Origin of the sequence: Pantoea anthophila (assembly GCF_026104315.1) — a bacterium.
GTDB classification, from domain to species: Bacteria; Pseudomonadota; Gammaproteobacteria; order Enterobacterales; family Enterobacteriaceae; genus Pantoea; species Pantoea anthophila.
This window is the reverse complement of record NZ_CP110471.1, coordinates 34,204-57,470: the sequence shown is the minus strand read 5'-3', so window position 1 is coordinate 57,470 and position 23,267 is coordinate 34,204. Positions and strand designations below refer to the sequence as shown.

20 protein-coding genes and 1 pseudogene are annotated in these 23,267 nt (G+C 57.6%); 8 read left to right on the top strand and 13 right to left on the bottom strand.

Annotation, left to right across the window (positions count from 1 at the left end; translation table 11 throughout):
- Positions 1 to 21: 21 nt before the first annotated feature.
- Positions 22 to 933 (bottom strand): LysR family transcriptional regulator, encoded by a 912-nt coding sequence (locus OJ965_RS00270; RefSeq protein ID WP_154928909.1) that lies wholly within the window; start codon positions 931 to 933, stop codon positions 22 to 24.
- Between the two features lie 99 nt (positions 934 to 1,032).
- Here OJ965_RS00270 and OJ965_RS00265 point away from each other — a divergent pair, with 99 nt between their 5' ends.
- Positions 1,033 to 1,758, top strand: coding sequence for an SDR family oxidoreductase (locus tag OJ965_RS00265; RefSeq protein WP_046102819.1), 726 nt, complete (start codon positions 1,033 to 1,035; stop codon positions 1,756 to 1,758).
- A gap of 47 nt (positions 1,759 to 1,805) precedes the next feature.
- On the opposite strand, the gene OJ965_RS00260 is transcribed toward OJ965_RS00265, so the two are convergent.
- The 3 genes from OJ965_RS00260 to OJ965_RS00250 form a co-directional block, all read right to left on the bottom strand.
- Complete coding sequence (locus OJ965_RS00260; RefSeq protein ID WP_009092765.1) at positions 1,806 to 2,546, bottom strand: YoaK family protein; 741 nt, start codon at positions 2,544 to 2,546, stop codon at positions 1,806 to 1,808.
- Positions 2,547 to 2,733: 187 nt separating this feature from the next.
- Positions 2,734 to 3,063 carry a DHCW motif cupin fold protein gene (locus OJ965_RS00255; protein WP_265135415.1) on the bottom strand — a complete coding sequence of 110 codons (330 nt, stop codon included), beginning with the start codon at positions 3,061 to 3,063 and terminating at the stop codon, positions 2,734 to 2,736.
- A gap of 18 nt (positions 3,064 to 3,081) precedes the next feature.
- Positions 3,082 to 3,774: an aspartate/glutamate racemase family protein gene (locus tag OJ965_RS00250; RefSeq protein WP_265135414.1), complete on the bottom strand. Its 693-nt coding sequence runs from the start codon at positions 3,772 to 3,774 to the stop codon at positions 3,082 to 3,084.
- Between the two features lie 184 nt (positions 3,775 to 3,958).
- On the opposite strand from OJ965_RS00250, the gene OJ965_RS00245 reads away from it, so the two are divergent.
- The gene (locus tag OJ965_RS00245) at positions 3,959 to 4,279 is read left to right on the top strand and encodes a hypothetical protein (protein ID WP_265135413.1); all 321 of its coding nucleotides are present in this window, start codon (positions 3,959 to 3,961) and stop codon (positions 4,277 to 4,279) included.
- A gap of 49 nt (positions 4,280 to 4,328) precedes the next feature.
- The gene (locus OJ965_RS00240) at positions 4,329 to 4,706 is read left to right on the top strand and encodes a RidA family protein (protein ID WP_046102823.1); all 378 of its coding nucleotides are present in this window, start codon (positions 4,329 to 4,331) and stop codon (positions 4,704 to 4,706) included.
- 21 nt (positions 4,707 to 4,727) lie between these two features.
- On the opposite strand, the gene OJ965_RS00235 is transcribed toward OJ965_RS00240, so the two are convergent.
- From OJ965_RS00235 to OJ965_RS00225, 3 genes are read right to left on the bottom strand one after another with little or no spacing between them, the layout of a single operon-like run.
- Positions 4,728 to 5,255, bottom strand: a complete 528-nt coding sequence (locus OJ965_RS00235; protein ID WP_265135412.1) for a DUF4865 family protein — start codon at positions 5,253 to 5,255, stop codon at positions 4,728 to 4,730.
- The gene (locus OJ965_RS00230) at positions 5,252 to 5,644 is read right to left on the bottom strand and encodes a tautomerase family protein (protein WP_265135411.1); all 393 of its coding nucleotides are present in this window, start codon (positions 5,642 to 5,644) and stop codon (positions 5,252 to 5,254) included. Before OJ965_RS00230 ends, OJ965_RS00235 begins: the two co-directional genes overlap by 4 nt.
- Positions 5,644 to 5,949 (bottom strand): carboxymuconolactone decarboxylase family protein, encoded by a 306-nt coding sequence (locus tag OJ965_RS00225; RefSeq protein WP_265135410.1) that lies wholly within the window; start codon positions 5,947 to 5,949, stop codon positions 5,644 to 5,646. The genes OJ965_RS00230 and OJ965_RS00225 overlap by 1 nt, the downstream gene beginning before the upstream one ends.
- A gap of 96 nt (positions 5,950 to 6,045) precedes the next feature.
- Here OJ965_RS00225 and OJ965_RS00220 point away from each other — a divergent pair, with 96 nt between their 5' ends.
- Positions 6,046 to 6,927, top strand: a complete 882-nt coding sequence (locus tag OJ965_RS00220) for a LysR substrate-binding domain-containing protein (RefSeq protein WP_265135409.1) — start codon at positions 6,046 to 6,048, stop codon at positions 6,925 to 6,927.
- A gap of 7 nt (positions 6,928 to 6,934) precedes the next feature.
- Here the strand turns inward: OJ965_RS00220 and OJ965_RS00215 are convergent, their stop codons facing one another.
- Both OJ965_RS00215 and OJ965_RS00210 read right to left on the bottom strand, forming a co-directional pair.
- Positions 6,935 to 7,480, bottom strand: coding sequence for a TetR/AcrR family transcriptional regulator (locus tag OJ965_RS00215; RefSeq protein ID WP_009092756.1), 546 nt, complete (start codon positions 7,478 to 7,480; stop codon positions 6,935 to 6,937).
- 98 nt (positions 7,481 to 7,578) lie between these two features.
- Positions 7,579 to 8,142 carry a GNAT family N-acetyltransferase gene (locus tag OJ965_RS00210; protein WP_046102828.1) on the bottom strand — a complete coding sequence of 188 codons (564 nt, stop codon included), beginning with the start codon at positions 8,140 to 8,142 and terminating at the stop codon, positions 7,579 to 7,581.
- Between the two features lie 273 nt (positions 8,143 to 8,415).
- Between OJ965_RS00210 and OJ965_RS00205 the strand changes: the two genes are divergently transcribed.
- The 4 genes from OJ965_RS00205 to OJ965_RS00190 all read left to right on the top strand — a co-directional run bounded on the left by OJ965_RS00205 (position 8,416) and on the right by OJ965_RS00190 (position 16,258).
- A complete protein-coding gene (locus OJ965_RS00205) occupies positions 8,416 to 9,033 on the top strand; it encodes a pyridoxamine 5'-phosphate oxidase family protein (RefSeq protein WP_009092754.1) in 618 nt (205 codons plus the stop codon).
- A 476-nt stretch (positions 9,034 to 9,509) separates the two neighbouring features.
- Positions 9,510 to 10,703 carry an MFS transporter gene (locus OJ965_RS00200; protein ID WP_140029288.1) on the top strand — a complete coding sequence of 398 codons (1,194 nt, stop codon included), beginning with the start codon at positions 9,510 to 9,512 and terminating at the stop codon, positions 10,701 to 10,703.
- A 110-nt stretch (positions 10,704 to 10,813) separates the two neighbouring features.
- Complete coding sequence (locus OJ965_RS00195) at positions 10,814 to 15,343, top strand: ATP-dependent helicase (protein WP_265135603.1); 4,530 nt, start codon at positions 10,814 to 10,816, stop codon at positions 15,341 to 15,343.
- A 60-nt stretch (positions 15,344 to 15,403) separates the two neighbouring features.
- Positions 15,404 to 16,258, top strand: a complete 855-nt coding sequence (locus OJ965_RS00190; RefSeq protein ID WP_265135408.1) for an aldo/keto reductase family oxidoreductase — start codon at positions 15,404 to 15,406, stop codon at positions 16,256 to 16,258.
- 40 nt (positions 16,259 to 16,298) lie between these two features.
- On the opposite strand, the pseudogene OJ965_RS00185 reads toward OJ965_RS00190, so the two are convergent.
- The 4 genes and pseudogenes from OJ965_RS00185 to OJ965_RS00170 form a co-directional block, all read right to left on the bottom strand.
- Positions 16,299 to 17,746 (bottom strand): annotated as a pseudogene (locus OJ965_RS00185) (alpha/beta hydrolase).
- 476 nt (positions 17,747 to 18,222) lie between these two features.
- A complete protein-coding gene (locus OJ965_RS00180) occupies positions 18,223 to 19,671 on the bottom strand; it encodes a sugar porter family MFS transporter (RefSeq protein WP_009092748.1) in 1,449 nt (482 codons plus the stop codon).
- A gap of 1,210 nt (positions 19,672 to 20,881) precedes the next feature.
- Entirely contained in the window at positions 20,882 to 21,853 is a 972-nt protein-coding gene (locus OJ965_RS00175; RefSeq protein ID WP_140029285.1) for a ParB family protein, read from the bottom strand.
- Positions 21,854 to 21,860: 7 nt separating this feature from the next.
- A complete protein-coding gene (locus tag OJ965_RS00170; RefSeq protein ID WP_009092746.1) occupies positions 21,861 to 23,060 on the bottom strand; it encodes an AAA family ATPase in 1,200 nt (399 codons plus the stop codon).
- Positions 23,061 to 23,267 lie beyond the last annotated feature (207 nt).

Below are 23,267 nucleotides of genomic sequence, written 5' to 3'. Positions count from 1 at the left end.
AGCCTCCTCCCGGATAAAAAATCAGCGCTGAACCGGGGCCGGCTGGGGTGACAGCCTGACGTGGTCAATCAGCGCCCGCAGCTTGGGAGCCAGATTTTTGCGGCTCGGAAAGTAGAGATAGAAACCGGCAAACGTGGGCAGCCATTCGTCGAGTAACGTCACCAGCTCGCCCCGATCGATGTAGGGCCGGAAAGTTTCCTCCATCCCAAAACTGATGCCGCCGCCAGCGCAGGCGGTGCGGATCATCACGCCCATATCATTGGTCGTCAGTTGCGGATTGACGGCAACATCAAACTCGCGCCCCTGCTCAGCAAACTCCCAGCGGTATGGGGCCAGGCCCGGTTCCTTGCGCCAGCCGATGCAGCGATGATGCACCAGTTCCTGCGGATGTTGCGGCGTCCCTGCACGCGCCAGATAGTGCGGTGACGCCACGGCGACCTGACGCTGAGCAACCGAGACCGGCACCGCAATCATATCCTGAGCAATCACCTCCCCCAGTCGCACCCCCGCATCATAACCCTGCCCGACAATATCAAACTCTTCATCGGTCACGGTGATGTCCAGCTCAACGTGTGGATAGGCGGTGATGAAGCTCGCCAGTAGCTCGCCCCCCAGCATGCGTTCCGCGATGGAGGAGATCGCCAGCCTCAGCTGTCCTCGTGGCTCTGCCGACAGTTCGGCAATGTCGTTAACGGCGCGGTTCAGCGCGCTGATGGCCGGTGCCACCTCGGCATAGAGTCGCTGTCCTGCTTCCGTCAGCTGAACCGATCGCGTTGTGCGCTGCATCAGCGTGATATTGAGCCGGTCCTCCAGCCGCCGCAGACTCTGACTGATGGCCGGACGCGTCACGCCCAGCTGTTCTGCCGCCAGCCGGAAATTGCGCGTCTGTGCCACGATAACAAAAATTTCGAGCGCATTTTTATCACTGTTCATTAGTTAGTTTCAGTTACCAGTCTGTAAAGCGGTTGGTGGATTATCTTTATAATCGACCCGTCGTAAGATTGCCACTCACAACCTGAGTGGAGAAAAAAGATGACGCAGAAAGTGATTTTAATTACCGGTGCATCAAGCGGTATCGGTGCAGGCATTGCACGCGAACTGGCGAAGAGCGATGCCATTCTGCTGCTGGGTGCACGTCGTGAAAGTCGTCTGGCTGCCCTGGCGGAAGAGCTGCGCTTTAATGGTTCTGAGGTGGCAATCAAAGCGCTGGATGTGACACGCCGCGATGACGTCACGCAGTTCGTTGACTATGCGCTGGAGAAATGGGGCCGGGTGGATGTGATGATCAACAACGCCGGCATTATGCCGCTGTCACCGATGGCGTCGCTGCGGGTGGAAGAGTGGGATCAGATGATCGACGTCAATATCAAAGGCGTGCTGTATGGCATTGCGGCGGTACTGCCGTCCATGCTGGCCCGCCAGTGTGGTCACATCATTAACATCGCATCCATCGGCGCGCTGGCGGTGTCGCCTACCGCGGCAGTCTACTGTGCCACGAAGTTTGCAGTGCGGGCGATTTCCGATGGGTTGCGGCAGGAGAACAGCGAGCTGCGCGTCACCTGCGTTCACCCCGGCGTGGTCGAAAGTGAGCTGGCATCAACAATCACCGATCCGGTAGCGGCGGAGGCGATGCAGCAGTATCGCGCCATCGCGCTGCAGCCGGACGCCATTGGTCGCGCCGTGCGTTATGCGATTGAGCAGCCGGAAGAGGTGGATGTAAACGAAATTGTGGTGCGGCCAACCCGAACCCGGCAGTAAGCAACCGGCCCGATGCACAGAGGACACCGGGCCGGCGCTTTTTTCTGTCAGTAGAGCACCCTGCGGGTACGCTGTACGGTGACGGCGATCGCCGTCAGCGCTACCAGCATCAGGAAAACCCCCAGGCCAACCATGGCATTAAATCCATAGGCCTTGAAGAGCAGCAGTCCGGCGATACAGCCGCTTAAGAAGGAGAAGACCGTGGTCAGATGGGTATGCAGCACCTTCTGGAAAAAGCGACGGTCGTCTGTCTCAAGATGTACAGCGTGCGAAGTGTGAGCAAAAATCCATGAACCCAGCGCAATACCCGCATCGGTCAGCGTCCCGGTGATGTGGGTTGATCTGACACGTCCGTTTGAGAGCTGCGTCGAGGTGGCGTTGTGAATCCCCATCAGGAAGCCCAGCACGATCAGGATCTCTCCGTTATAACTGGGCCGATAGTACATCAGCTCGAAGATCGAGGCCGCCGTCAGTGCCAGCCCCTCCGCCAGAATGATCAGACAGAAAATAGTGCGTAACCGGTATTTATGCCCCACCACCACTGCCAGCCGCGCAACGGTACAGCCAAAAACGAAGGCAATAATCAGTGCCATCAAGAACAACATGGTGTGGAGATCGCTGGTGGTAACTTCGGCAGAGATCTGCGAGGTGTTGCCGCTCATGTGCGAGGGGAAAAACCCAAACGCCCCCAGCGCCATGGCATTAAGGATACCGGCGGTGGTGGCAAGCACCAGCGCCAGCAGTCGATCTTCGGTATGCGAACGCACTTTCTTCTTTTTTATCAGCACAGGCTACCCCACATCAGGTGATTGCAATAAATCCATAAAACCTAAAGCATACAGCCTGATACGAATAATTCCTGTCAGAACCAGATAACTCTGATGAAATAAGCCATTAATTTTGCTGATTTTTATAAAGCAGATTCAGTTTACTTTTAAAAGTGTCAACGACGCGATGAAACACCGGAGCGCATTCTCAGTCTACGATAAACAGCTGCGCGCCAGCTGACGTAAAGGAACGGTGCGGTTCAGCGTCATCTGCCACCTGATAACTGATACCCGGCGTCAGAACGAAACGGCGACCATCGGCCAGTTCGGTGTGCAGCTCACCCGACAGGCAGAGCAGGATATGGCCTTTGGTGCACCAGTGATCGGCGACATAGCCCGGTGAATAGTCCACCCTCCGCACCCGGATATCGTTGAACCTCACGGTTCGCCAGGTCGCATGCCCCTGCTCGCCGGGATGGATCGTCTCTTCAATCTGATCCCACTGCGTCAGACCAAAGGGCAGATTTTCAATTTTCATCTGTTTGCCTCGCTGACGTCAGGCCAGTGCCTGAATGACCGCCTCTTCGGCGTGGATGAGCGTAGTATCGAACAGCGGGACGCTGGCATCGGTGGCATCCACCAGCAGGGTGATTTCAGTACAGCCCAGAATAATGGCCTCCGCCCCCTGTCCGACCAGCCGCGCCATGATCTCTCTGTAACGGCGACGCGAAGCGGGATTAATCTCGCCCAGACAGAGCTCGTGGTAAATGACCTCATGTACAAAGTGACGATCCTCTTCATCCGGCGTGATCACCGTCAGATCGAATTGTTCCTGAAGCCGCCCGCGATAGAACGCCTGCTCCATGGTGAATCGTGTCGCCAGTAAACCGACCTTACGTAATCCCGCCTGCCGGATACGGCGTCCCGTGGCGTCGGCGATATGGAGCAGCGGTATCGTTGTTGCCGCACCGATTTGCGCGGCCACTTTATGCATGGTGTTGGTACAGAGTACGATGAATTGCGCACCGGCCCGTTCCAGATTGCGCGCCGCGTTGGCCAGTATCTCACCCGCCTGCTGCCATTCTCCCGCCGCCTGCAGCTGCTCAATGCGCTGAAAATCGACGCTGTAGAGCACCAGCTCCGCCGAGTGCAGGCCGCCCAGCCGTTCTTTAACCTGCTGATTGAGTATGCGGTAATAGAGCGCCGTAGATTCCCACGACATACCGCCTAACAGACCGATGACTTTCACGATGCTCTCCAGATTCAGGGATGAATTCTCAGCATGCCAGATCGGCGGGGTTCAGCAATCATAATCAGCAGGCAGGCATAAATTTTGCCGAACGGCGTGACCCGTGCGCAGACTCTGTGGCAGGATACGCGCCCTGCGTCCTGCCCTATCCGGCAGACTGATTTTCACCTAACGCGTGACTGACATGACAAAAATAAAATTCATTCTTCCCCTCCTGCTGATTCTGGCCGCCGCGGCCTGGTGGCTGATGCCGCATGAGAGTGATGAAGAGACGGCCTATTACATCGCCGTGTTCTGCGCCATCAGTCATCAAGATGAACAGCAGCTGGCGCCGCAGATGCAAAAGGTGATCGAGGGCAGTAATTCTGACTATGCGCTGCAGAAAAACAGTTATAAACCCTCGCTGGGCAGCAGCGTGATCGGTCGCTGGCAACAGCTGACGCCTGATGCAAAACAGCGCGCCGCAGAAGACAGCGCGGCCTGTCAGGAATTATTAAAGCGCTAAGCCATAGCGGGCGTTATTATCAGATCATTCAGATAACGAGGGATCGATGATGACACAGCCAGAACGAAAAAATTATCCGCAGCTGGGCGAAGTGAAAGCGCCCTATGTGCATGCTGTGAAGCATGCGTCCACACTTTACGTGTCAGGACTGACGGCATTCGGCACAGCGGCTCAGAATGGAACGATTGATGAACAGGCGGACGCCATATTCGCTCAGCTTAAGGTGATAGCCGCCGCTGAGCAGACGTCGCTTGCCGCGCTAATCAAGGTCACCCTGTTTATCACCTCTTTCGCAGAGATCACCGCCTTGCGGGAAGTGCTCTATCGCCACTATGGTGAGCATCTCCCCGCCAGCTCGCTGGTACAGGTCAGCGGCCTTTTCTCGCCTGACCTGCGGGTTGAGATTGAGGCCATTTTCGCGCTGTAGAGACTGCCCCACTCTCTCTCGCTAAAGCAACATCTCTGCCGCGGCAGCCCCGCGTGCGAGATAGCCAATGCGATAACTCTCCTGCCCGTCTGCTGGAGGCTGAACGCTGGCCGAGATCTCCACGCCCTGCCAGCGGCTGATGTCCCAGGCATTGAAGTCTCCCCTGACCGGCAGTGCCGCCAGGTCGGAGTGGGGAGCGATCGTCCAGCGCTTCAGCGTCATAAACCGGGCGTCAGTCAGATGCCTGACCACAGAGTGCCCCTCTAACGCCAGCCAGCTTTCGATGATCGGCCAGCCAAAGTCACTGACCAGGGTGGCAAAACCGGGACTTTGCAGGAAGCGCTGCATCGCACTGGCCTCCTGCCAGAAATAGAGCGGTGCATAGCGATTTTCATGCAGCGTGTCTTCACTCTGACAGCTGTAAAGAAACGCCTTTGCCACCAGCCCCGGAAATCCCTCCAGCCGGGCGCCATTCTGTCTGATGCGCTCTTTGATGATCGCCATGTCATAATCCGCTGGCAGGGTAAACCGGTAGTGCATCGCAATCATTGCGCCTCCTCCTCTGCCAGCATCCGGCCACCGCTAAAGCTCCACTCCTCGGTGCTGTTGAACTGAAGAATGATCATCACATCGTCAGGGTCGATGGCCATCTCCGCCTGAAGCGCCGTGCAGAGCGCGCGATAAAAGCCCTGCTTCTGATGCCGGGTGCGTGGCCTGCCCGCCAACACCTGAAACAGCACAAACCTGTCACTCCGCCCGCCGCTCAGGTAGTGCCGGTCAAAGACCCGCTGACTGGCCGGCAGCCTTTCTGTCACCTGAAAGCAGTCACGTTCAGGCACATCAAATTCTGCAACCAGCGCCTGCTGAAGGAGGATAGAGAGTTGCTTCAGCGCGGTGTCGCTGTAACCCTCACCTAAGGTAATCCGGGTAAATGGCATCAGACACTCTCCTCCAGATAGCTCAGGGCGGTAACCGCGGCGGGCCAGCCGGCATAAAAGGCCAGATGCGTGAAGCTCTCAATCAGTTCCTCCTGCGACAGCCCGTTTTGCCGGGCGAAATCGATGTGCCAGGGCAACTGCTGCACACGTCCCAGCGCCGTCAGTGTGGCCAGCGTCAGCAGGCTGCGCTCTCGCGGAGACAGCACGCCGCGCTGCCAGATATCCCCAAACAGCACCTGCTGCGTCAGTTCAGCCAGTTTGGGCGCGCGCTGCGCCAGGGTTTCCCGATCCAGTGAATTTTTCATTGCGCTCTCCTGTGTTGTCAGCGAGAGTGTCGCCTGAGGATATCATCCTGAAAATCAAATTAATCCGCACCTACCATCCACGTTAACAGGACAGTCATGAATAAAGTGCCCGAGTGTCTAGATATGGATGCGCTGCGCAGTTTCGTGGCGGGCATTGACGCAGGCAGTTTTGCCTCCGCGGCGCAGCACCTGTGCCGTTCGACGTCCGCCATCAGCGCACAGCTTAAAAAACTGGAGCAGCAATGCGGAACAGCACTGGTGATGAAAAAAGGGCGACACCTGCAGCTGACCCGCAGCGGTGAGCAGATGATGAGCTACGCCAGACGGCTGCTGTCACTGAATGATGAAACCTTGCGGGCCGTGCGAGGCGAAGCATTGCAGGGTGAAATACGCATCGGTATGCAGGAGGATTTTGGCGAGGCGCTGATGCCTGCGATTCTGGGCGCGTTTAACCGGCAGCACCCGGAGGTGATGCTGACCGCCCGCGTCGACAGAAATCTGCCACTGCTTACGGCGCTGGCGCGTCATGAACTGGATCTTGCCCTGCTCTGGCAGGCGGAACCGCAGGCTGGCACGCCGCTGATCGGTCAGTGTCCGTTAGCCTGGATTTACCATCCGGACATTGACCTGGCGGGCATGTTACAGCGCGGCGAGCCTTTGCCGCTGGTGGTGTTTGATGCGCCGTGTGTGATGCGTTCGCGTGCCATCGACGCGCTGGACGCAGCCGCTATTCCGTGGCGGGTGGTGTTTACCAGTCACAGTCTTAGCGGGATCTGGGCAGCGTTGCAGGCCGGTCTCGGCGTGACGCTCCGCACCCGCGCCGGTATGCCCGACAGGCTGGTAACGGAATCACAGCGGCTGCCCCCGCTTGGCACGCTGGGCATCGCGCTCGCCCGCGCAGATCGGGGCGAAGATCCGGCGCGCACGCTGCTGCAGCAGCTGATCGCTGAAGCTGCTCTGCCGTTTGTTCAGCGCTGACCCGCCTTCAGAATGCCCGCGTAATCAGGGAAGCACAGTACTCCGCAGAGACGTCACGATCGCCGAACAGAATATGGTACATGACGGGTGCCACCACCACATCCATGACGCGATCGATGTCAAAGCCCGCTTCGCCACGCGCGACAGCACGGTTGTGCAGGGTTTCAAGATGCTGATAGGTAAACCCGCAACATTTCTGGCTGGCCTCCTCCGCATGACTGTTCATCACGTCGGCCAGCATGTCGCGGCCGACTTTTGACGACATCTCTTCCGCATACTGCTGGATAAACAGGGTAAGATCGCCGGTCATCGACCCGGTATCTTCCGGTTCAGCAATGGGCCGCATCCGCGCCACCGCCACGTCGGCCAGCAGCTGCGTCAGATCGCCCCAGCGCCGGTAAATCGTGGAGGGCGTCACGCCTGCCTGTTCGGCTATCATCGGCACCGTAATCGCGGAGCGGTCAAGTGTCTCAAGCAGCCGGTTCACGGTGTTGTGCACTTCCGCCTGAATACGCGCACTGCGCCCGCCCTGTCGGACCATCTCCCTCGCCATCTTTTCCTCCTGGCTCATCAGCTTCAGATGTAAAATTAAAGCAACGAAATTGCATTAACGGATTATCGCAGTGTACCGCATCTGAAATTTTACAGGCGTTAAAGCGTGCTACCGGGAGAGGAAGGCGCGTTGCCTGCTCTGAGCCAGTCGCTGCGGGTCAGGGTAAACATCAGGCTCGGCGAGAAGCCCTCCAGATCGTTGACCTTTTTCAGGAAGGTTAATCCGGCTTTCTCCAGCACCCGCCGCGAAGCGAGATGATTTTCGCGCACCACACCCGTAATGACGCTCAGTTCAGCTTCTTCAAAGCCATAGCGTATGGCCCGGCGGGAGAGTTCGGTGGCATAACCTTTTCCCCAGGCGGCTGGCTCAAAACGATAGCCGAGATTATTGGTCTGACGGCCATCGAACTGGCTTCTGAAGACGCCGCCAAAGCCGATAATTTTTTCCGGGTTCGCTTTTTCAAATATCGTCCAGTCGCCAAACCCCTGTTCCCGGTACCCCTGCAGGATGCGCTCCATGGACTGCAGAGCATACGATCTGTCGGGCCACGGGCCGCGCGGATTAAATCTGTGTGTTTCAGGGTCGCTGTAGATTCTGAAGAGGTCGTCAATATCTTCCTGGCGGGTAAATCTGTAGAGCAACCGCTCTGATTCCCAATACATTTTCTGCTCCTTGTGGGGACGGAATACGCCGCGGCTTACTTTTATATCAGCAATGTCTTTGGTAACCAACACCGCGCAGGTCAGCCTCCTCTCAGGAGAGAGCAGCGGAATGCCTTCAGCGCTTTACAGACGGGCCGGTATCACAAATGACAACATAGCTGTTCTGACGCTGCGGTTATTAGTGTTAAATTTCTGTTTCATCTGACGCGCCCGGACGTTGGCGTGTCGCCACGGCATCATGGACATTCTGACTGATGAGGAGGATGGAGCAACATGACGGAACAGAGCAGCGTCATCACTGAACTTACTGAACTAGAACGTCTTTACGGCACGGTAGCCCGGCCGTCGATCGCTAAGGTGACGGATCATATCCACCCCGCCTATCGTCCGTTTATCGACGCTTCGCCGTTTGTTGCCCTGGCCACATCGGGACCTGACGGGCTGGATGTGTCACCGCGCGGCGATCCGGCCGGCTTTATCGACATTGAGGATGACAGAACACTTCTGCTGCCAGACCGGCGCGGCAACAACCGCATCGACAGTCTGCGCAACATTCTGTATGACAATCGGGTGGCGCTGCTGTTTCTGGTCCCCGGTATTGGCGAGACGCTGCGGGTAAACGGCACAGCCGCAATCAGCACCGATCCGGCGCTGCTGGAACGTTTTGCCGTCAACAACCAGCTGCCAAAGACGGTGCTGCGTATCGCCGTCGACACTGTTTTCTTTCAGTGCAGCCGGGCGATTCTCCGCGCCGGACTCTGGGATGTGACAACGCAGATCCCGCGGCAGAGCCTGCCCAGCACCGGCTCCATTCTCCGGCAGATTGCGGAAATTGATGGTGACGCTTATGACAAAGCGCTGCCAGAGCGCCTGAAGAACTCGCTCTATTGATCCTTCGTGCCTGCCGATCGCGTTTCAGGGATCAGCAGGCTCATTGCTGAGAGCAGGAAGGGATAGCGTCAGGCGAAGCGCGCCAGAATGCTCTTTGCCTGACTGTAGTCGTAAGAGGTGACTTCAATCTTATTTTCGCTGGGGTCGTTGAAATAGACCGACATCGACACCTCATGGTCACTGATGCTGAACGGGATGCTGTTCGGCCTGTGCAATATCTTCAACGTACAAATGGATATGATCGATCTCCGCTATTTTCATGTTCAGGCCTCCTTAAACCCCATATTCTTAGATTCTTACTCAGTCTGATTTAATGACATTTCACCCGCCTCTGGCCGTCTCAGCGTCAGATGATCAACGCGCCGGAGAGACACGTCATTCAGACAGCAGGATTCGTTAAAGCAAAAATATTGCATTAAGCCCTGAGCAGGCGTATACCTCTTTTAAAGCTAATATTTTGCATTAAGGGACTTATCATGACCCATGCTCTGACGCCTCAGGCCGCAACCCGCACCACGATCTTCAGCTTTACCAGCGCCGCGCTGATCTCCGCCACCAGCAGTGCGCCCACACCGCTCTATCCCCTTTACCGGACACTTTTTCACCTGACGCCGACGATGCTGACGCTGATTTTTGGTGCCTATGCTTTCGCGCTGCTGGCGGCGCTGCTGACGGTAGGGAAAGTGTCCGACTATACCGGGCGACGTCCGCTGATGTTGCTGGCGCTGGCGCTCAACGCCATTGCCCTGGTGATCTTTATGACCGCCGGGTCGGCGGCAACCCTGATTGCAGCCCGCCTGGTGCAGGGGTTTGCCACGGGAATTGCGTTACCGACATTCGGTGCCAGCCTGCTGGATGCCAGTAAAACACGCGGGCCGCTGCTCAACTCGTTTACCGCGTTTCTGGGGATGACGCTGGGCACCCTCGCGGGCGGCATTCTGGTGAGTCTGGCCCCCTATCCTACCGTAACGCTGTATGCACTCCTGTTGTTACTGATGCTGTTTGCCATGACACTGCTGCCGCTTATCCCTGAAACCATTTCGCCTCAGCCTGGCGTGCTGGCCGCTCTGCGCCCTCAGGTCAGCATACCGCGCCGTGCGCTCGGCCCGTTGTTAAAAGTGGCACCGGTGAATATCGCCACCTGGATGCTCGGCGGTTTCTACCTCTCTCTGATGCCCACGATGGTGGCAAACGCCACCGGGCTCACCTCGCCCTTCATCGGCGGCTCGGTTGTTGCGACGCTGATGCTGAGCGCAACGGCAGCGGTCTTTCTCTTTCGTCCGCTGCCGCCCGCCCGCGCACTGGTCATCGGGACGCTGATGCTGATGACCGGCGTGAGCGTGACGCTGACCGGCCTTTCGCTGCATAGTGTGGCCTGGCTTTATATCGGCACCGCCCTTGCGGGCCAGGGGTTTGGATCTATTTTCGCTAACGTGCTGAAAATCATCATGCAGTTAGCGGAAAGTCATGAACGCGCGGGCCTCTTCTCTGCCTTTCTGATCAAAAGTTATCTCGCGTTTGCCCTGCCCGCGATTGCCGCCGGTATTGTCGCGCCGCATCTTGGACTGACCCGGACGGCCTGGTGCTACGGGATGACCATCCTGGTGCTGGCGATGGTGTCGCTGCTGGCAGTAAGAGGCCGTGCGCTGGCGGGCGCAGCCGGTTCCTGATCCCGGGATGACGCGGCCGGTTAGCAGCCGCGTCATCCACAATCGGCGATTTTCACTTACACTCAACGCATTAATGTCTGGTGCAGTTGCTGTGCGATGCCGTGAGAATGATGCCGAAATCCCAATCCGTTCCGGTCCTGAACCGCTTTTCCCCTGCTACCCGGCGCTGGTTTTCTGCCGCCTTTAAAGCCCCGACCCCGGTACAGCAGGCGGCATGGCAGGCCATCGCCAGCGGAGCGCATGCGCTGGTGATTGCCCCTACCGGCTCAGGAAAAACGCTGGCCGCCTTTCTGACCGCCATTGATGCGCTGTTTCAGATCCGGGCTGAACAGCCCGCACCCTCACGTGAAACCACGACCCGCGTGCTCTACATTTCGCCGGTCAAAGCGCTGGCGGCGGATGTGCAGCGCAACCTGACGCTTCCGCTTGCCGGCGTCTGTGCTGAGCGGCAGGCGCTGGATGAGCCCGCGATCACCCTGACTGTCGGAATGCGTTCCGGCGATACGTCGACTGCAGAGCGCGCCCGGCTGCTGCGCCGCCCACCCGATATTCTGATCACCACCCCGGAATCGCTGTTTCTGATGCTCACCTCAAAAGCGCGTACGACGCTGCAGGGTGTCACCACGGTTATTGTTGATGAAGTGCATGCTGTAGCGGGTTCGAAGCGCGGCTCTCAGCTCGCCCTGAGTCTGGAGCGGCTGGATGCACTGCTGCCGCGGCCCGCTCAGCGCGTGGGGCTCTCCGCCACGGTGCGGCCGGTTGAGCGTATCGCTGCATTCCTGGGAGGCAGCCAGCCCGTCCAGGTGGTTAACCCCTCCTCCGATCGCACCCTGCACCTGACTATCGAAGTGCCGGTGCCGGATATGACGGACATCGCCAGTGACAGCGACCTGAGCGGCGAAACGCCGTCAGCCAGCGGATCGATTTGGCCGCATATCGAAGCACGCATTCTGCAGCAGGTGATGGCCCATCGCGCCACGCTGGTGTTTGTTAATTCGCGAGGGCTGGCTGAAAAACTCACTGCCCGTCTCAATGCGCGTTTTTTTGAAAGGCAGGCGGCGGAAGATCCGGATACCGCAAGCAGCGACAGCCGTGCTGCCCCTATCGCCCGCTCGCATCACGGTTCCGTTTCCAAAGAGCAGCGCGCCGGGATCGAATCGGCACTCAAGCAGGGCAGCCTGCGCTGCGTGGTCGCCACCTCCAGCCTTGAACTTGGCATCGATATGGGGCCGGTGGATCTGGTGATTCAGGTAGGCGCTCCGCTCTCGGTCGCCAGCGCTCTGCAGCGCGTGGGGCGAGCCGGACATCAGGTTGGCGGCATGTCAACCGGCATCCTGTTTCCCCGGACGCGACACGATCTGCTGGATGCCGCTGTCACCTTACAGTCGATGCGTGCCGGTCAGCTCGATGCGCTTAGCCCGCCCCTTAATCCGCTGGATATTCTGGCGCAGCAGACGCTGGCAGCCGTTGCCATGGACTCCCTTCAGGCCGAGGCATGGTACAGCCTCGTCTGCCGGGCCGACCCGTTTCGCGGGCTGTCGCGCCGCCTGTTTGACGCCACGCTGGATATGCTGGCCGGGAAATATCCCTCGGAGGGTTTCGCGCAGCTACGGCCACAGCTGATCTGGGATCGTGAGAGCGGTCTGCTGAGCGCGCGTCCCGGCGCTCAGCATCTGGCCGTGACCAGTGGCGGCACCATTCCCGATCGCGGCATGTTCAGCGTGATGCTGCCGGAAGGCGAAGAGCAGGCTGGCTCGCGTCGCGTCGGGGAGCTGGATGAAGAGATGGTGTATGAGTCGCGCATCAATGACATCATCACTCTGGGCGCCTCCTCCTGGCGGATTCAGCAGATCACGCACGACCAGGTGGTCGTGGTGCCTGCTCCGGGCCGTCAGGCTCGTTTGCCCTTCTGGCGGGGAGAAGGGGTTGGCCGGTCGGCCGATGCCGGAGCCAGCCTCGGGCTGTTTCTGCGCCAGCTGAATAACGTCTCCCCGGCTGAGGCGGAGAAACAGCTGCTGTCGCTGGGCCTGAATCCCCATGCAGTGACCAATCTGCTGGCCCTGCTGGCGGATCAACGCACCGCAACCGGCGTCATCCCGGACGACCGCACGCTGCTGATCGAACGCTGCCGTGATGAACTGGGTGACTGGCGGGTCATTCTCCATTCGCCGTGGGGAAAGCGGGTCAATGCTCCCTGGGCACTGGCCATTGCCGCACGTATTGAGCACCGGATGGGCCTGGATGCCTCTGTGGCGGCCAGCGATGATGGCATCGTCGCCCGCTTCCCCGCCAGCGAGGAAGAGCCTCCGGGCGCGGAACTTTTTGTCTTCGGGAGTGACAGGCTCACGCAGATCGTTACCGAGAGTGTGGGTCACTCTGCGCTGTTCGCCGCCCGCTTTCGTGAGTGTGCCTCGCGCGCGCTGCTGCTGCCCAGGCGCAATCCGGGCAAGCGTTCCCCGCTCTGGCAGCAGCGGCTGCGCGCCGGTCAGTTGCTGGCGGTTGCCAGCGCGCATGATGACTTTCCGATCCTGATCGAGACCGCACGCGAATGTCTGCAGGATGTTTATGACCTGCCAGCCCTGCACCATTTAATGGAGCAGATAGCGCAGGGCGAGGTGCAGTTCAGCGAAGTCACCACCGGACAGCCCTCCCCTTTCGCCGCTCCGCTGCTGTTCGGTTATGTCGCTGAATTTATCTATGCCAGCGATGCCCCTCAGGCGGAACGTCGTGCCTCTCTGCTGTCACTCGACAGCAACCTGCTAGGTGAACTGCTTGGCCAGACCCGCAAGCGTGACCTGCTGGAACCCGCTGTCATCGTCGGGGTTGAACAGGCGTTACAGCGCCGTGATCCCCGCTATCAGGCACAGCACGCCGAAGGCATCATCGATCTGCTGCGCGATCTCGGTCCGCTCTCCGTAAAGGAGGTACGGGCACGCTTCAGCGGGGATGCACAGCAGGTCACCGGGGCGTTAACGCAGTTTGCGGCTGCGCGGCGTATTATTCCGGTTATTATCGCGGGTGAAGATCGCTGGGCCGTCATTGAAGATGCTGCCCGGCTGCGCGATGCGCTGGCGGTAGCGTTACCTGATGACCTGCCAGCAACATTTCTGTTACCACCCGCTGCCCCGCTGCATGATCTGATCGGCCAGTATGCACGCACCCATACGCTGTTCACCGCCCGGTCACTGGCAGCCCGCTATGGTCTGGGTGTCGCCGTGGTGAATGAGGTACTGCTGACCCTGCTTCAGCAGGGCAGCCTGCTGAATATGGGATCGGCAGCAGGCGAATCGGAACCAGCGTGGGTCGCCGCCGATATCTTCTCGCGACTGCGACTGCGTTCACTGCAATCAGCACGTGAAGCCACGCGCCCTGTTCCGCCCGCTGTCTGGGTCACTCTGTTGCTGGAGCGCCACGGCGTGCTGAATGAACGGCGTCAGGAGCAGCAGGGTGCCGAGGGCGTGTTGCGGGTCATTGAGCAGCTCGCCGGCGTGCCGTTACCCGCCTCGCTCTGGGAGTCACAGATCCTGCGCGCCAGAGTGGCCGACTATCAACCCGCCATGCTTGATGAACTGCTCAGCCGTGGCGAGGTGATCTGGTGTGGTCATAAGGCGTTGGGCCACAACGATGGGCTGATCTCGCTGCACCTGACGGAATGTGCCGCGGAGACGCTGCCGGTCATTGACACCACCCAGCCTGTCACGCTGCTGCAGCAGCAGATTATTGACGCACTCAGCCGGGGTGGCGCCTGGTTTGTTCATGAGATCATGGCGCAGCAGGGGGAGGCAGAGTTGCCGTCTGACAGCCTCTGTGAAGCGCTGTGGCAACTGGTGTGGCAGGGTTATGTCACCGCAGACAGCTGGATTGCGGTGCGGGGCCTGCTCACGACACCCGGTGCATCCCGTGCGCGTCCGGCACGTACCCTGCGCACGCGTTTTGGCCAGCGCTTTACACCTGGCGCGCTGACGGCCCGCAGACCGGCGGTCAACACTCTGGCCGGACGCTGGTCGCGGCTCCCGCGTCAGCCGGTTGCGCCTGCCCGACTGGCCCTGTCGCTGGCGGAGAACCTGCTTGACCGCTATGGCGTGATCACCCGCGGCAGCGCGGTCGCTGAACAGGTCCCGGGAGGGTTTCCGGCTCTGCAGCCGGTGTTGCGCAGTATGGAAGATGCCGGCCGGCTGTTACGCGGACGTTTTGTCGACGGTGCGGGCGGTGCACAGTTTGCCGATCAGCAGACGATTGAACGACTGCGTAAGCTGGCAGAGAACCCGCTCGCTGAGGCTGAAGCCGTCGCACTGGCGGCACCCGATCCGGCTAATCCGTTTGGCGCGATGCTGAGCTGGCCGGTTCATGGCAGCGGTACACGCCCCACCCGTCGTCCGGGCGGACGCGTGGTGATTGCCGGTGGCGCACTGCTGCTCTACCTGACCCCCGGCGGTAAAGAGTTACTGACCTTTACCGACGATCCCGCACGGCAACAGACGGCGGTGGCGGCGCTGGGTGCGGCGCTGAAACGGGAAAATTCATCCATGTTTACGCTGGAGCGGGCAGATGGCAAACCGGTAACCCAGTCTCCCCTGCTTAACGCTTTACGCCACGCCGGTTTTTCGCGGGTGCCACAGGGTCTCAGCTGGTATAGCTGAACACCTGCCGGATCGCTGAATCACCATTACACTTAATCGACATCCACGCAGGAGGTTTTCATGTCAGATACCACCATGACTTTCAAGTTAGGCGATCGCGAAGTTAACCGTCTTGGCTATGGCGCTATGCAACTGGCCGGGCCTGGCGTGTTTGGCCCGGTTAAAGATGAAGCGCGCGCGATACAGGTCTTACGTGACGCCATTGAAGCTGGCGTCAACCATATCGACACCAGCGATTTTTATGGTCCGCACGAAACCAACAAATTAATCAGGAAGGCGCTCCATCCCTATCCGGAGGATCTCTGTATTGTCACCAAAGTGGGGGCACGTCGTGATGCCAGAGGCGGCTGGCAGGCGGCGATGGAGCCGGAGGCGCTGACCCAGGCCGTAGAAGATAATCTCCGCCACCTGGGCCTGGACGTTCTTGAGGTGGTGAATCTGCGCAGTATGCTGCATCCGGCTAAACCCAAAGAGGGCTCTCTGGCCCCTCAACTGGAGGCACTGCTGGCGTTGCAGGCGCGCGGGCTGATTCGCCACATCGGTCTGAGTAATGTCACGGCTAAGCAGATCGCAGAGGCCAGGGCGATGACGCCGATTGTCTGCGTACAGAACATGTATAACCTCGCGCATCGGCAGGATGATGAGCTGGTGGATCAGCTTGCTCAGCAGGGCATCGCCTGGGTGCCTTTCTTCCCGCTGGGCGGATTTTCTCCTCTGCAGTCGGAGCAACTTAATGAGGTGGCTGCGTCCCTGAACGCCACCCCTATGCAGGTCGCCCTGGCCTGGCTGCTGCGACGTTCGCCCAATATTCTGCTGATACCGGGCACCTCCTCCCCCGCGCATCTGCAGGAGAACCTCGCCAGCCGCAGCCTGGTGCTGTCAGACGAGGTGATGGCAAAACTGAACACACTATAAATCCCGACCTGCACGCTGCAGGCCGGTTGTGATGCTGCATTCAGAAGTCACTGAGGCAGGCTGCCAGTGGGGGCCTGTCACTGCAGTCAATGTGATGCGTGATGCGCGCGATCATGTAGGGATAGAACGGGTTAGAGGTCGCACGCATAATCGAGTCCAGCCCCACGATCAGCACGGCACTCTCACCGCGCAGCGACAGCGTGCCAAAACTGATGCCGAATTCATTTTTCCTTTCAGGCGCACTGCCATACAGCCCATCCTCCGCCGGAAACGGAATAGCGACATGTGACAGAGAGTAGAGGCCGGCAGGATAGTCGATCGCCAGCGGCGCCCTCCTCTCCTGCGTCTCTCCCGCAGGCACGCTTCGGGTCACCATTTTGAGCGAGGTGGGTGATGCGTTGGTGATGAGGGTCGTGGCGTAATCCCGACGCGCCTCTGGCAACAGCTGACTGACCGCGGTGTAGGAGGAGCGGCGGAATAACGGACTGACGCTGACCGCCTGATTGATATCAAACAGCACCAGCTGACTGCCATTTTCCGGCAGGTAGTGATAGAGCGATCGGATGACCGAAGGCGTACTCACGGTTGAGTCCATCACGGACTGAAAGGTCAGCACCGGCGGGAAATCTGACAGTCGCTGGTCACGGGCTTGCTGCTGAATCTCCTTCTGCAGCGCCTGCGTCAGCAGCCAGGTCTGGCGGGCTGCGTGTATCGGGAAGGAGTTATATTTAAACGGGTTAAACTCCGGCACGATGTTCAGCCAGGCCGTTTTCGAAAAGGCCGGCAACACAGCGGGCAGACCGGCCATGCCCGCGAAGCGGGCAAAACGGGTTACGCCGATCATCGGCGATAACAGAATCAGCTGCTGCGGCTGACGCAGCGTGGGATCATTCTGGCTGTCGAGAGCATATTTTACGGCCAGCGCCCCGCCGTTCGAGAATCCCACCAGATGCAGAGGTGTCTGCGAGCCTGCCAGTCAACATCGGTCAGCCCTGCGGGCACCGTACCGTGACCAGGTAACCTTATTGCGACCGCCACATAGCCCTGCTGACGATACACTTCTGCAACGTGCCGCAGGCTATAGGGACTGTCGGTCAGCCCATGCAACAGGACAACGCTTCCACGGGGTTTGCCGGTCGGGTGCAGAATATAGGAGCGGTTCCAGTCCTGAGCAAAATGGCCCGGATAGATCATGCTGTCGGCAGAGTAGCGGTTGAGCGGGGTTTTCTCATCATCGCTGAGCTGGTCAGTGACCTGCTGCTTCATCTCATCGAACAGCCGGTTCTCTGCCCTGAGATAGTCGGCATAGCTCGCCTTATCGAGTGTTTCAACGGTCAGCTCATGCGGAACCCAGGTATGCCAGCGCTGTAACTCAGGTCCGCGTTCTGCTTCATAGATACGAAAAATCAGTAACAGAAGTATCAGCCCCCCAGCCACCAGGATGACATGCCATAGCCTGCGGGAAATGGTTTTCAGCTTCCGGGTCATAGTTCCTTTCCAGAAAAATCAGAATGTATAGCGAACCCTGCGAACGACTCATTACCGTTACTGTGATGGCCGGGAGTATGAGTGAACGGCCCGTTCAGCACCTGAGACTCTCTGAATAAAAGCGAGCCAGAACAGCAGCCTTCTCTGAGCCTTCCGCGCGGTGAACCTCTTACGGTTGGTGTGCAGAGCAGATGACAAGGGAGTATAGCGCAGCGCCACAGGCAATCTTTGTCTGCGGTCATGCTTCATCTGACTGACCGTTTCTGTAATAACTACCGGGAGTGTAATGCGTTGTTTTCTGGCGATTTCAGCCTGAAATCGCCAGAGCAGTATAAAAAAAGACCATACCTCTGAGCTGATTACAGTGAACGTCTGTTCTGATGACGCATCAGCCGGAGGAAGAAAAAGACAGATTGAGGGGAATGCGGAGAGGAAAACCGGATTCGGCGCGAGTGCCGAATCCGGGGATGGGATTATCAGGCTTCAGCCGCTTTCTGCTTTTCGCCAAACTTCTCTTTCATGTGTGATTCGATCTCTTCCAGACTCTTACCGCGCGTTTCCGGCACCATCGCCATCACGAAGATAAGCGATCCGACGTTAATCGCGGCAAAGATAAAGAAGGTGGTGCTGCCGGCATATTCCATGATCGGTGGGAAGCCAAACGCGACCACCGCGTTGAAAATCCACTGAAGTGACACTGCACCGCCCGTCAGGACCCCGCGCAACTGCATCGGGAACAGCTCCGACATCATCAGCCAGTAGACCGGCGAGATGCACATCTGCATGCAGAACAGGAACAGCAGAATGCAGGCCAGCGCCAGATAACTTTGCATCAGGCTGGTGCTCATAAAGGTCAGCACGCTGCCCAGCAGAATCTGCGCGGTGACAACCAGGCAGAGACCGGTGATCAGCATGGTGCGACGCGGGAAGCGACTGATAGCCCAGATGCCGACAAAGGTGGCCAGTACTGATACCACGCCATTACCGATGGTGGCAGCGATCGAGGCACTGGTGCCCAGACCGGTCGACTTCAGGATAATAGGCGTGTAGTACATAAACCCGTTAACGCCGGTGAACTGCGCGACAAAGCCCAGACCGACGCCAATGATCATCAGCCGGATGACCCATTTCTCACGGATCAGGGTTTTTGCATCAGGACCCCGCTCTGCCGCCCTCGCCTGCTTCTTCATCTGCGCCATCTCATGGCGCACCTCACGCGGCGTCTCACGCAGGTACTTCAGGATCTTTTTCGCCTCTTTCAGTCGACCTTCCGCCACCAGCCAGTGTGGTGATGCAGGCACAAAGAAGGTGCCGATAAACAGCAGAAGCCCCGGTACCATCGCAATCGCCAGCATATAGCGCCACAGGTGCTCATCATGCAGCAGATAGCTCAGCAGCGTACTGGCAACGTAGGCGACCAGCTGCCCGGTAACAATCATCAGCTCGTTACGGCTGACCAGTGGCGCACGCAGGCGCGGCCCGGCAATCTCGGCGATAAACACCGGCACAGTCGACGAGCCACCGCCGACAGCGATACCCAGCAGGAAGCGCATTGCCACCATGACGTTGACCGAAGGCGCCAGCGCAGTTCCCAGTGAACCCAGCACGAAAATCACCGCCAGTGAACGTAACGTAATACGGCGACCAAAGCGGTCAGAGAAGAAACCACTAAGGAAAGAACCGATCGCGGCCCCGAACACCAGCGAAGAGGCGACCAGTCCTTCGGTGAAGGAGTTAAGCCCCAGCCCGCCCTGAGCAGGCGGGGACGTCATATAAGGTAATGCACCTGAGATAATCCCGGTGTCGTAACCAAAAGCCAGCGCACCCATCGTCGCCACCAGCACCACCAGAAAAATACGCTGGCGAACCGTATCGGCTGGCGCGTGGTCGCCTGTATCACCCGAGTCTGAAGTATTAATACTCATCATATCCCTGTCATAAAAGTTAAGCGGCCCGCCTGATTAAATTTCATACGGACCAGAAATGGAACATTCGCACCAATTGTGTAAAGAAGTGTAGACGGTATTCTGGAGTTAGCTCTGGCAAGGCAATTTTTTATAAAGCGTGACTTTTACACAGGTTAATCAGCGTGATAGTCGCGCTGACTGACTAACCCTCTGCCGGTGTGATGACATCGCTCATGGTGATGCTGTCCGGCGGATACCGCGTCAGCTGGCTGGCAGAAATGTGCATTTTCCGATCTTATCCTGACAACCCGGGATGACACCTGAACAGCCTTTTACTGATTGCAGTGGACAGTGCAGGTGGAATATCGACGCACTATCGTTATGACCAGATTGGATGATTGCGCTACCTTATCGATGCCAGTGACCAGGGGCGAAGTGTGGCGGTAAGTGCAAAGGGACAGCAGTGGGAAGGAGGGCGTAAAGTCTGTCGGTGTAGTACCCGGAACCGATGACTTCCCGATTCACTGAAAACAGTAGCAGGCTTATTGGCGGAGAGAAAAGTTATCCACTTTTTCTGTGGATAACTGAGGGATATTTTCTGAGTATCTTTTCATACTGGCTGAGCTTCACCCGGCTATGAAGCAGACAGGCTTCGTTTCTCCTCCTTTCTGTTCATTTGTAAACACCACGCTGGTGACGGGGTAGTGGCGCAAATGGCGATTTCAGGCTGAAATTCTCAGTACATAAAGATTAAATACAACGGGTTAAGGTCAGAATCACCACGCAGACAAGCGCACTTTTACTTAAAGTCCGCCGGGCGGCGCTGAATAATTCTGAGCTAAGGCACGACGACTTAAAATCAGTCGGGCCGGGCTGGTCACTAATGAAGCACCTTAGCGACAGCAGTATGCCGTTACGCTGACCAGGCGGTCCGAACCGGCGCAATAAGAAGGTAAAGCAGAGAAAGGCAAAGTATGCCTTCAGCGTAAACCAGGCGGCGACGAAGCGTGCGTTAAAAGGGCTGATGACGTGGCGATTTCATGACGGTTGAAAGCAGACAATTCATGAATAAACACATTTTATTCAACAGGTTAATGATTATCCACACGCTGAAATCATGGCGATTTCAGCCTGAAATTCGGCTTTAAGTCGTCTGTCAGACGGCGTATGCAGGGATAACCATAAAAAAAACCAGCCCCGAAGGCTGGCTGATGAGAAAAGGGCGTACTCAGCGGTTGAGATATTTTTTTAGCGTCTCGGCGATGACTTTATCCAGTTCTTCCTGCAGCTCTTTCGACTGCCGGTTAAACTCATAGCTGAACATCCGGCCACGCACCTTTTTGCGGGCAAAGCGGTCTTTGTCTGCAAATGACCAGAGCGCCACTGAGTGCGTTTTATCTTTCTCCGGTTCCTTGATCAGCGTCTGGCTTCCCTGACGAATCAGGCGGAGGATGTGATTTTTAATCTCATCCTCCGCCAGACCTTCGCGGGCGCACACCACATCAATTTCCATCGAGATGGCTTCAATCAGCGCCTCTGTGCTTTGTCCTGACTCGTTCAGCTTCTCCGCTGCCTGTAATAACGCCTTATAGTCCGGATAGGTGAGTTCAGCCTGATTAGGGAATAGGGAAATCAGATCGGCAGGGACGCTGGCAGCCTGAAGCGCACGCGTGACTTTTGCCTGAGACAGCCCCTGATTTTCGGCAATCTCTTTTTGTGATAATCCGCCATCCTTCAGCGTCAGCAGACGCATCCCCACTTCACGCAGGTTATGCTCCCGGGCCGTCTGAATATCCTGCGCCAGTCTGCGCGCCTCATCGGCGGTGACAGGCGATTCGGTTATCAGGACATCCAGACCGGTCTTGCAGTAAAGCGCAGCGGCACGGCGACGTGAGCCGTCAAGGATCTCAATGCGTCCGTCACGCATCACACCAATCGCAGGGAAAAACTGCTGCAGTTTAATGGTGCGGATAATGTCACGCAGGGAATCAGGCGTCAGTCCTGCCTGATCGCGTCCGTTGGTTTCCATCGTGACAAAGGTTTTGCTTTCAACATCGCCTGCGGCAATGCGTTCAAAACGAAACTGCGCACGCTTGCCGGTAGCCAGCACGAAAGTCTGGCTGTGCTGGCTGTCAGGTGCATCATTTTCCAGTGGCGTCTGGCTGAAGGTTCTGCCAATCGTAATTCTTTTTGCGCTCATACAAACCTCAGTTCAGGCGAATAAATTCGATACGGTCGAAAACGGCTTTTGCAAAATCCTCTGCGGCGGAGCGCGCATTTTTCAGGGCTTCGCTGCTGCCAACGTAGGTCGACGGGTTCGCGGAAATGACCGTATCAAAGGATTCACCACAACGTTCAAAACCATCCAGGCGGGGAAGGGCTGCATCAAGCATATCGCCACCAAAAATCTCTTTTGCCAGGCTGTGGCAGAGTTTATGGTCTGCTTTATTTGAGAGCTTGGACATAAAGCCGATGTTGCCCTGTAAGCGGCAGGTTGCGCCGGAATCTTCAATAATCGCGATCAGCTCTGGCAGGCGAGTCAGATACTTAAGCGTTGAGTGGAAGTCAACCTGGGCCGGAGGAACCGGCGTCATCAGCAGGTCAGAAGCTGCGATGGCGTTCTTGAGAAACGCATCCAGATGCGGCCCGCTGTCGACAAAGATGAAGTCATAATCTTTTTTCAGCTTAGCGATAACGTTGTCATACAGCACGGCGTGAACGTTCTGCTGTGGCAGATGCTCAGCGCAAAGCTCATCCCAGCGCGAAGCGATAAAGGCATCGTCAATCGAGGCTGGCAGCACATCTACACCGGGAATGATTGAAGGAACGATAAATTCATTAACCAGCTCATCCCGCGAGACATTCTGCAGCATCGCCTGTGCAGCCGTCGCCTCCACCAGCCCCACTGAGCGCTCGTGATTAAGAAACATCGTGGCTGAGGACTGCGGATCGAGATCAATAACCAGGATGCGCAAGTCTTCAAACAGCAGATGGGGGTGGGCGCGCAGCGCGTGCGCCAGGGAGACGGTAGAAACGGTTTTGGAAACGCCGCCCTTCAGATTGCCGACAAAGAGGGTGTAGGCTTCACCATGGCGGTCGCGATACTTTGGCACGCCACGATGATGATAAATATCGATAATATTCTGGATCGACATGGCGTACTTAACAGACGTCCCTGCGGCGCGTTTATCAAACTGATAGCCACTCTCTTCCATCTCATTAACGGCATAATCGACGCTGGCTCGGGTCAGTTTAGGCAACTTGGCTAACGCCGCCTTGGCGTAGACCTGATAATAAGTATTTTCATGCAGTTCCTGCTTCTGCGCCTGAATCTGCTCGGTGAGGCTGAGCAGCATGCGTTCTGAACGCTGTGCAACTTTCATCACCTGCTTGTCGTCGTTAGCCATAGTTGCTCCAGATATGTAGGATTTACGACTTTATACAGAAATCCTGCACATGAGGCAATAAATTATCTTCTCAACACAATCTGCGTTTTTATGTAACAGCACGGGTTATAGTGAGCTTCATCACACTATTGCTGCAGACCGGAACGATATCGCGCACTCAGAACCGGTAACATTCACTGTAATCAGCACAACGTTCACTGTAATGAG

Excerpts from the sequence above, each read along its gene's own strand:
- OJ965_RS00245 (WP_265135413.1), top strand. The coding sequence starts at position 3,959 with ATGACAAAAATAAAATTCATTCTTCCCCTCCTGCTGATTCTGGCCGCC.
- OJ965_RS00180 (WP_009092748.1), bottom strand. The coding sequence starts at position 19,671 with ATGAGTATTAATACTTCAGACTCGGGTGATACAGGCGACCACGCGCCA.
- OJ965_RS00195 (WP_265135603.1), top strand. The coding sequence starts at position 10,814 with ATGCCGAAATCCCAATCCGTTCCGGTCCTGAACCGCTTTTCCCCTGCT.
- OJ965_RS00210 (WP_046102828.1), bottom strand. The coding sequence starts at position 8,142 with ATGTATTGGGAATCAGAGCGGTTGCTCTACAGATTTACCCGCCAGGAA.
- OJ965_RS00225 (WP_265135410.1), bottom strand. The coding sequence starts at position 5,949 with ATGAAAAATTCACTGGATCGGGAAACCCTGGCGCAGCGCGCGCCCAAA.
- OJ965_RS00170 (WP_009092746.1), bottom strand. The coding sequence starts at position 23,060 with ATGGCTAACGACGACAAGCAGGTGATGAAAGTTGCACAGCGTTCAGAA.
- OJ965_RS00270 (WP_154928909.1), bottom strand. The coding sequence starts at position 933 with ATGAACAGTGATAAAAATGCGCTCGAAATTTTTGTTATCGTGGCACAG.
- OJ965_RS00235 (WP_265135412.1), bottom strand. The coding sequence starts at position 5,255 with ATGATTGCGATGCACTACCGGTTTACCCTGCCAGCGGATTATGACATG.
- OJ965_RS00175 (WP_140029285.1), bottom strand. The coding sequence starts at position 21,853 with ATGAGCGCAAAAAGAATTACGATTGGCAGAACCTTCAGCCAGACGCCA.
- OJ965_RS00200 (WP_140029288.1), top strand. The coding sequence starts at position 9,510 with ATGACCCATGCTCTGACGCCTCAGGCCGCAACCCGCACCACGATCTTC.
- OJ965_RS00265 (WP_046102819.1), top strand. The coding sequence starts at position 1,033 with ATGACGCAGAAAGTGATTTTAATTACCGGTGCATCAAGCGGTATCGGT.
- OJ965_RS00215 (WP_009092756.1), bottom strand. The coding sequence starts at position 7,480 with ATGGCGAGGGAGATGGTCCGACAGGGCGGGCGCAGTGCGCGTATTCAG.
- OJ965_RS00240 (WP_046102823.1), top strand. The coding sequence starts at position 4,329 with ATGACACAGCCAGAACGAAAAAATTATCCGCAGCTGGGCGAAGTGAAA.
- OJ965_RS00190 (WP_265135408.1), top strand. The coding sequence starts at position 15,404 with ATGTCAGATACCACCATGACTTTCAAGTTAGGCGATCGCGAAGTTAAC.
- OJ965_RS00205 (WP_009092754.1), top strand. The coding sequence starts at position 8,416 with ATGACGGAACAGAGCAGCGTCATCACTGAACTTACTGAACTAGAACGT.
- OJ965_RS00255 (WP_265135415.1), bottom strand. The coding sequence starts at position 3,063 with ATGAAAATTGAAAATCTGCCCTTTGGTCTGACGCAGTGGGATCAGATT.
- OJ965_RS00220 (WP_265135409.1), top strand. The coding sequence starts at position 6,046 with ATGAATAAAGTGCCCGAGTGTCTAGATATGGATGCGCTGCGCAGTTTC.
- OJ965_RS00230 (WP_265135411.1), bottom strand. The coding sequence starts at position 5,644 with ATGCCATTTACCCGGATTACCTTAGGTGAGGGTTACAGCGACACCGCG.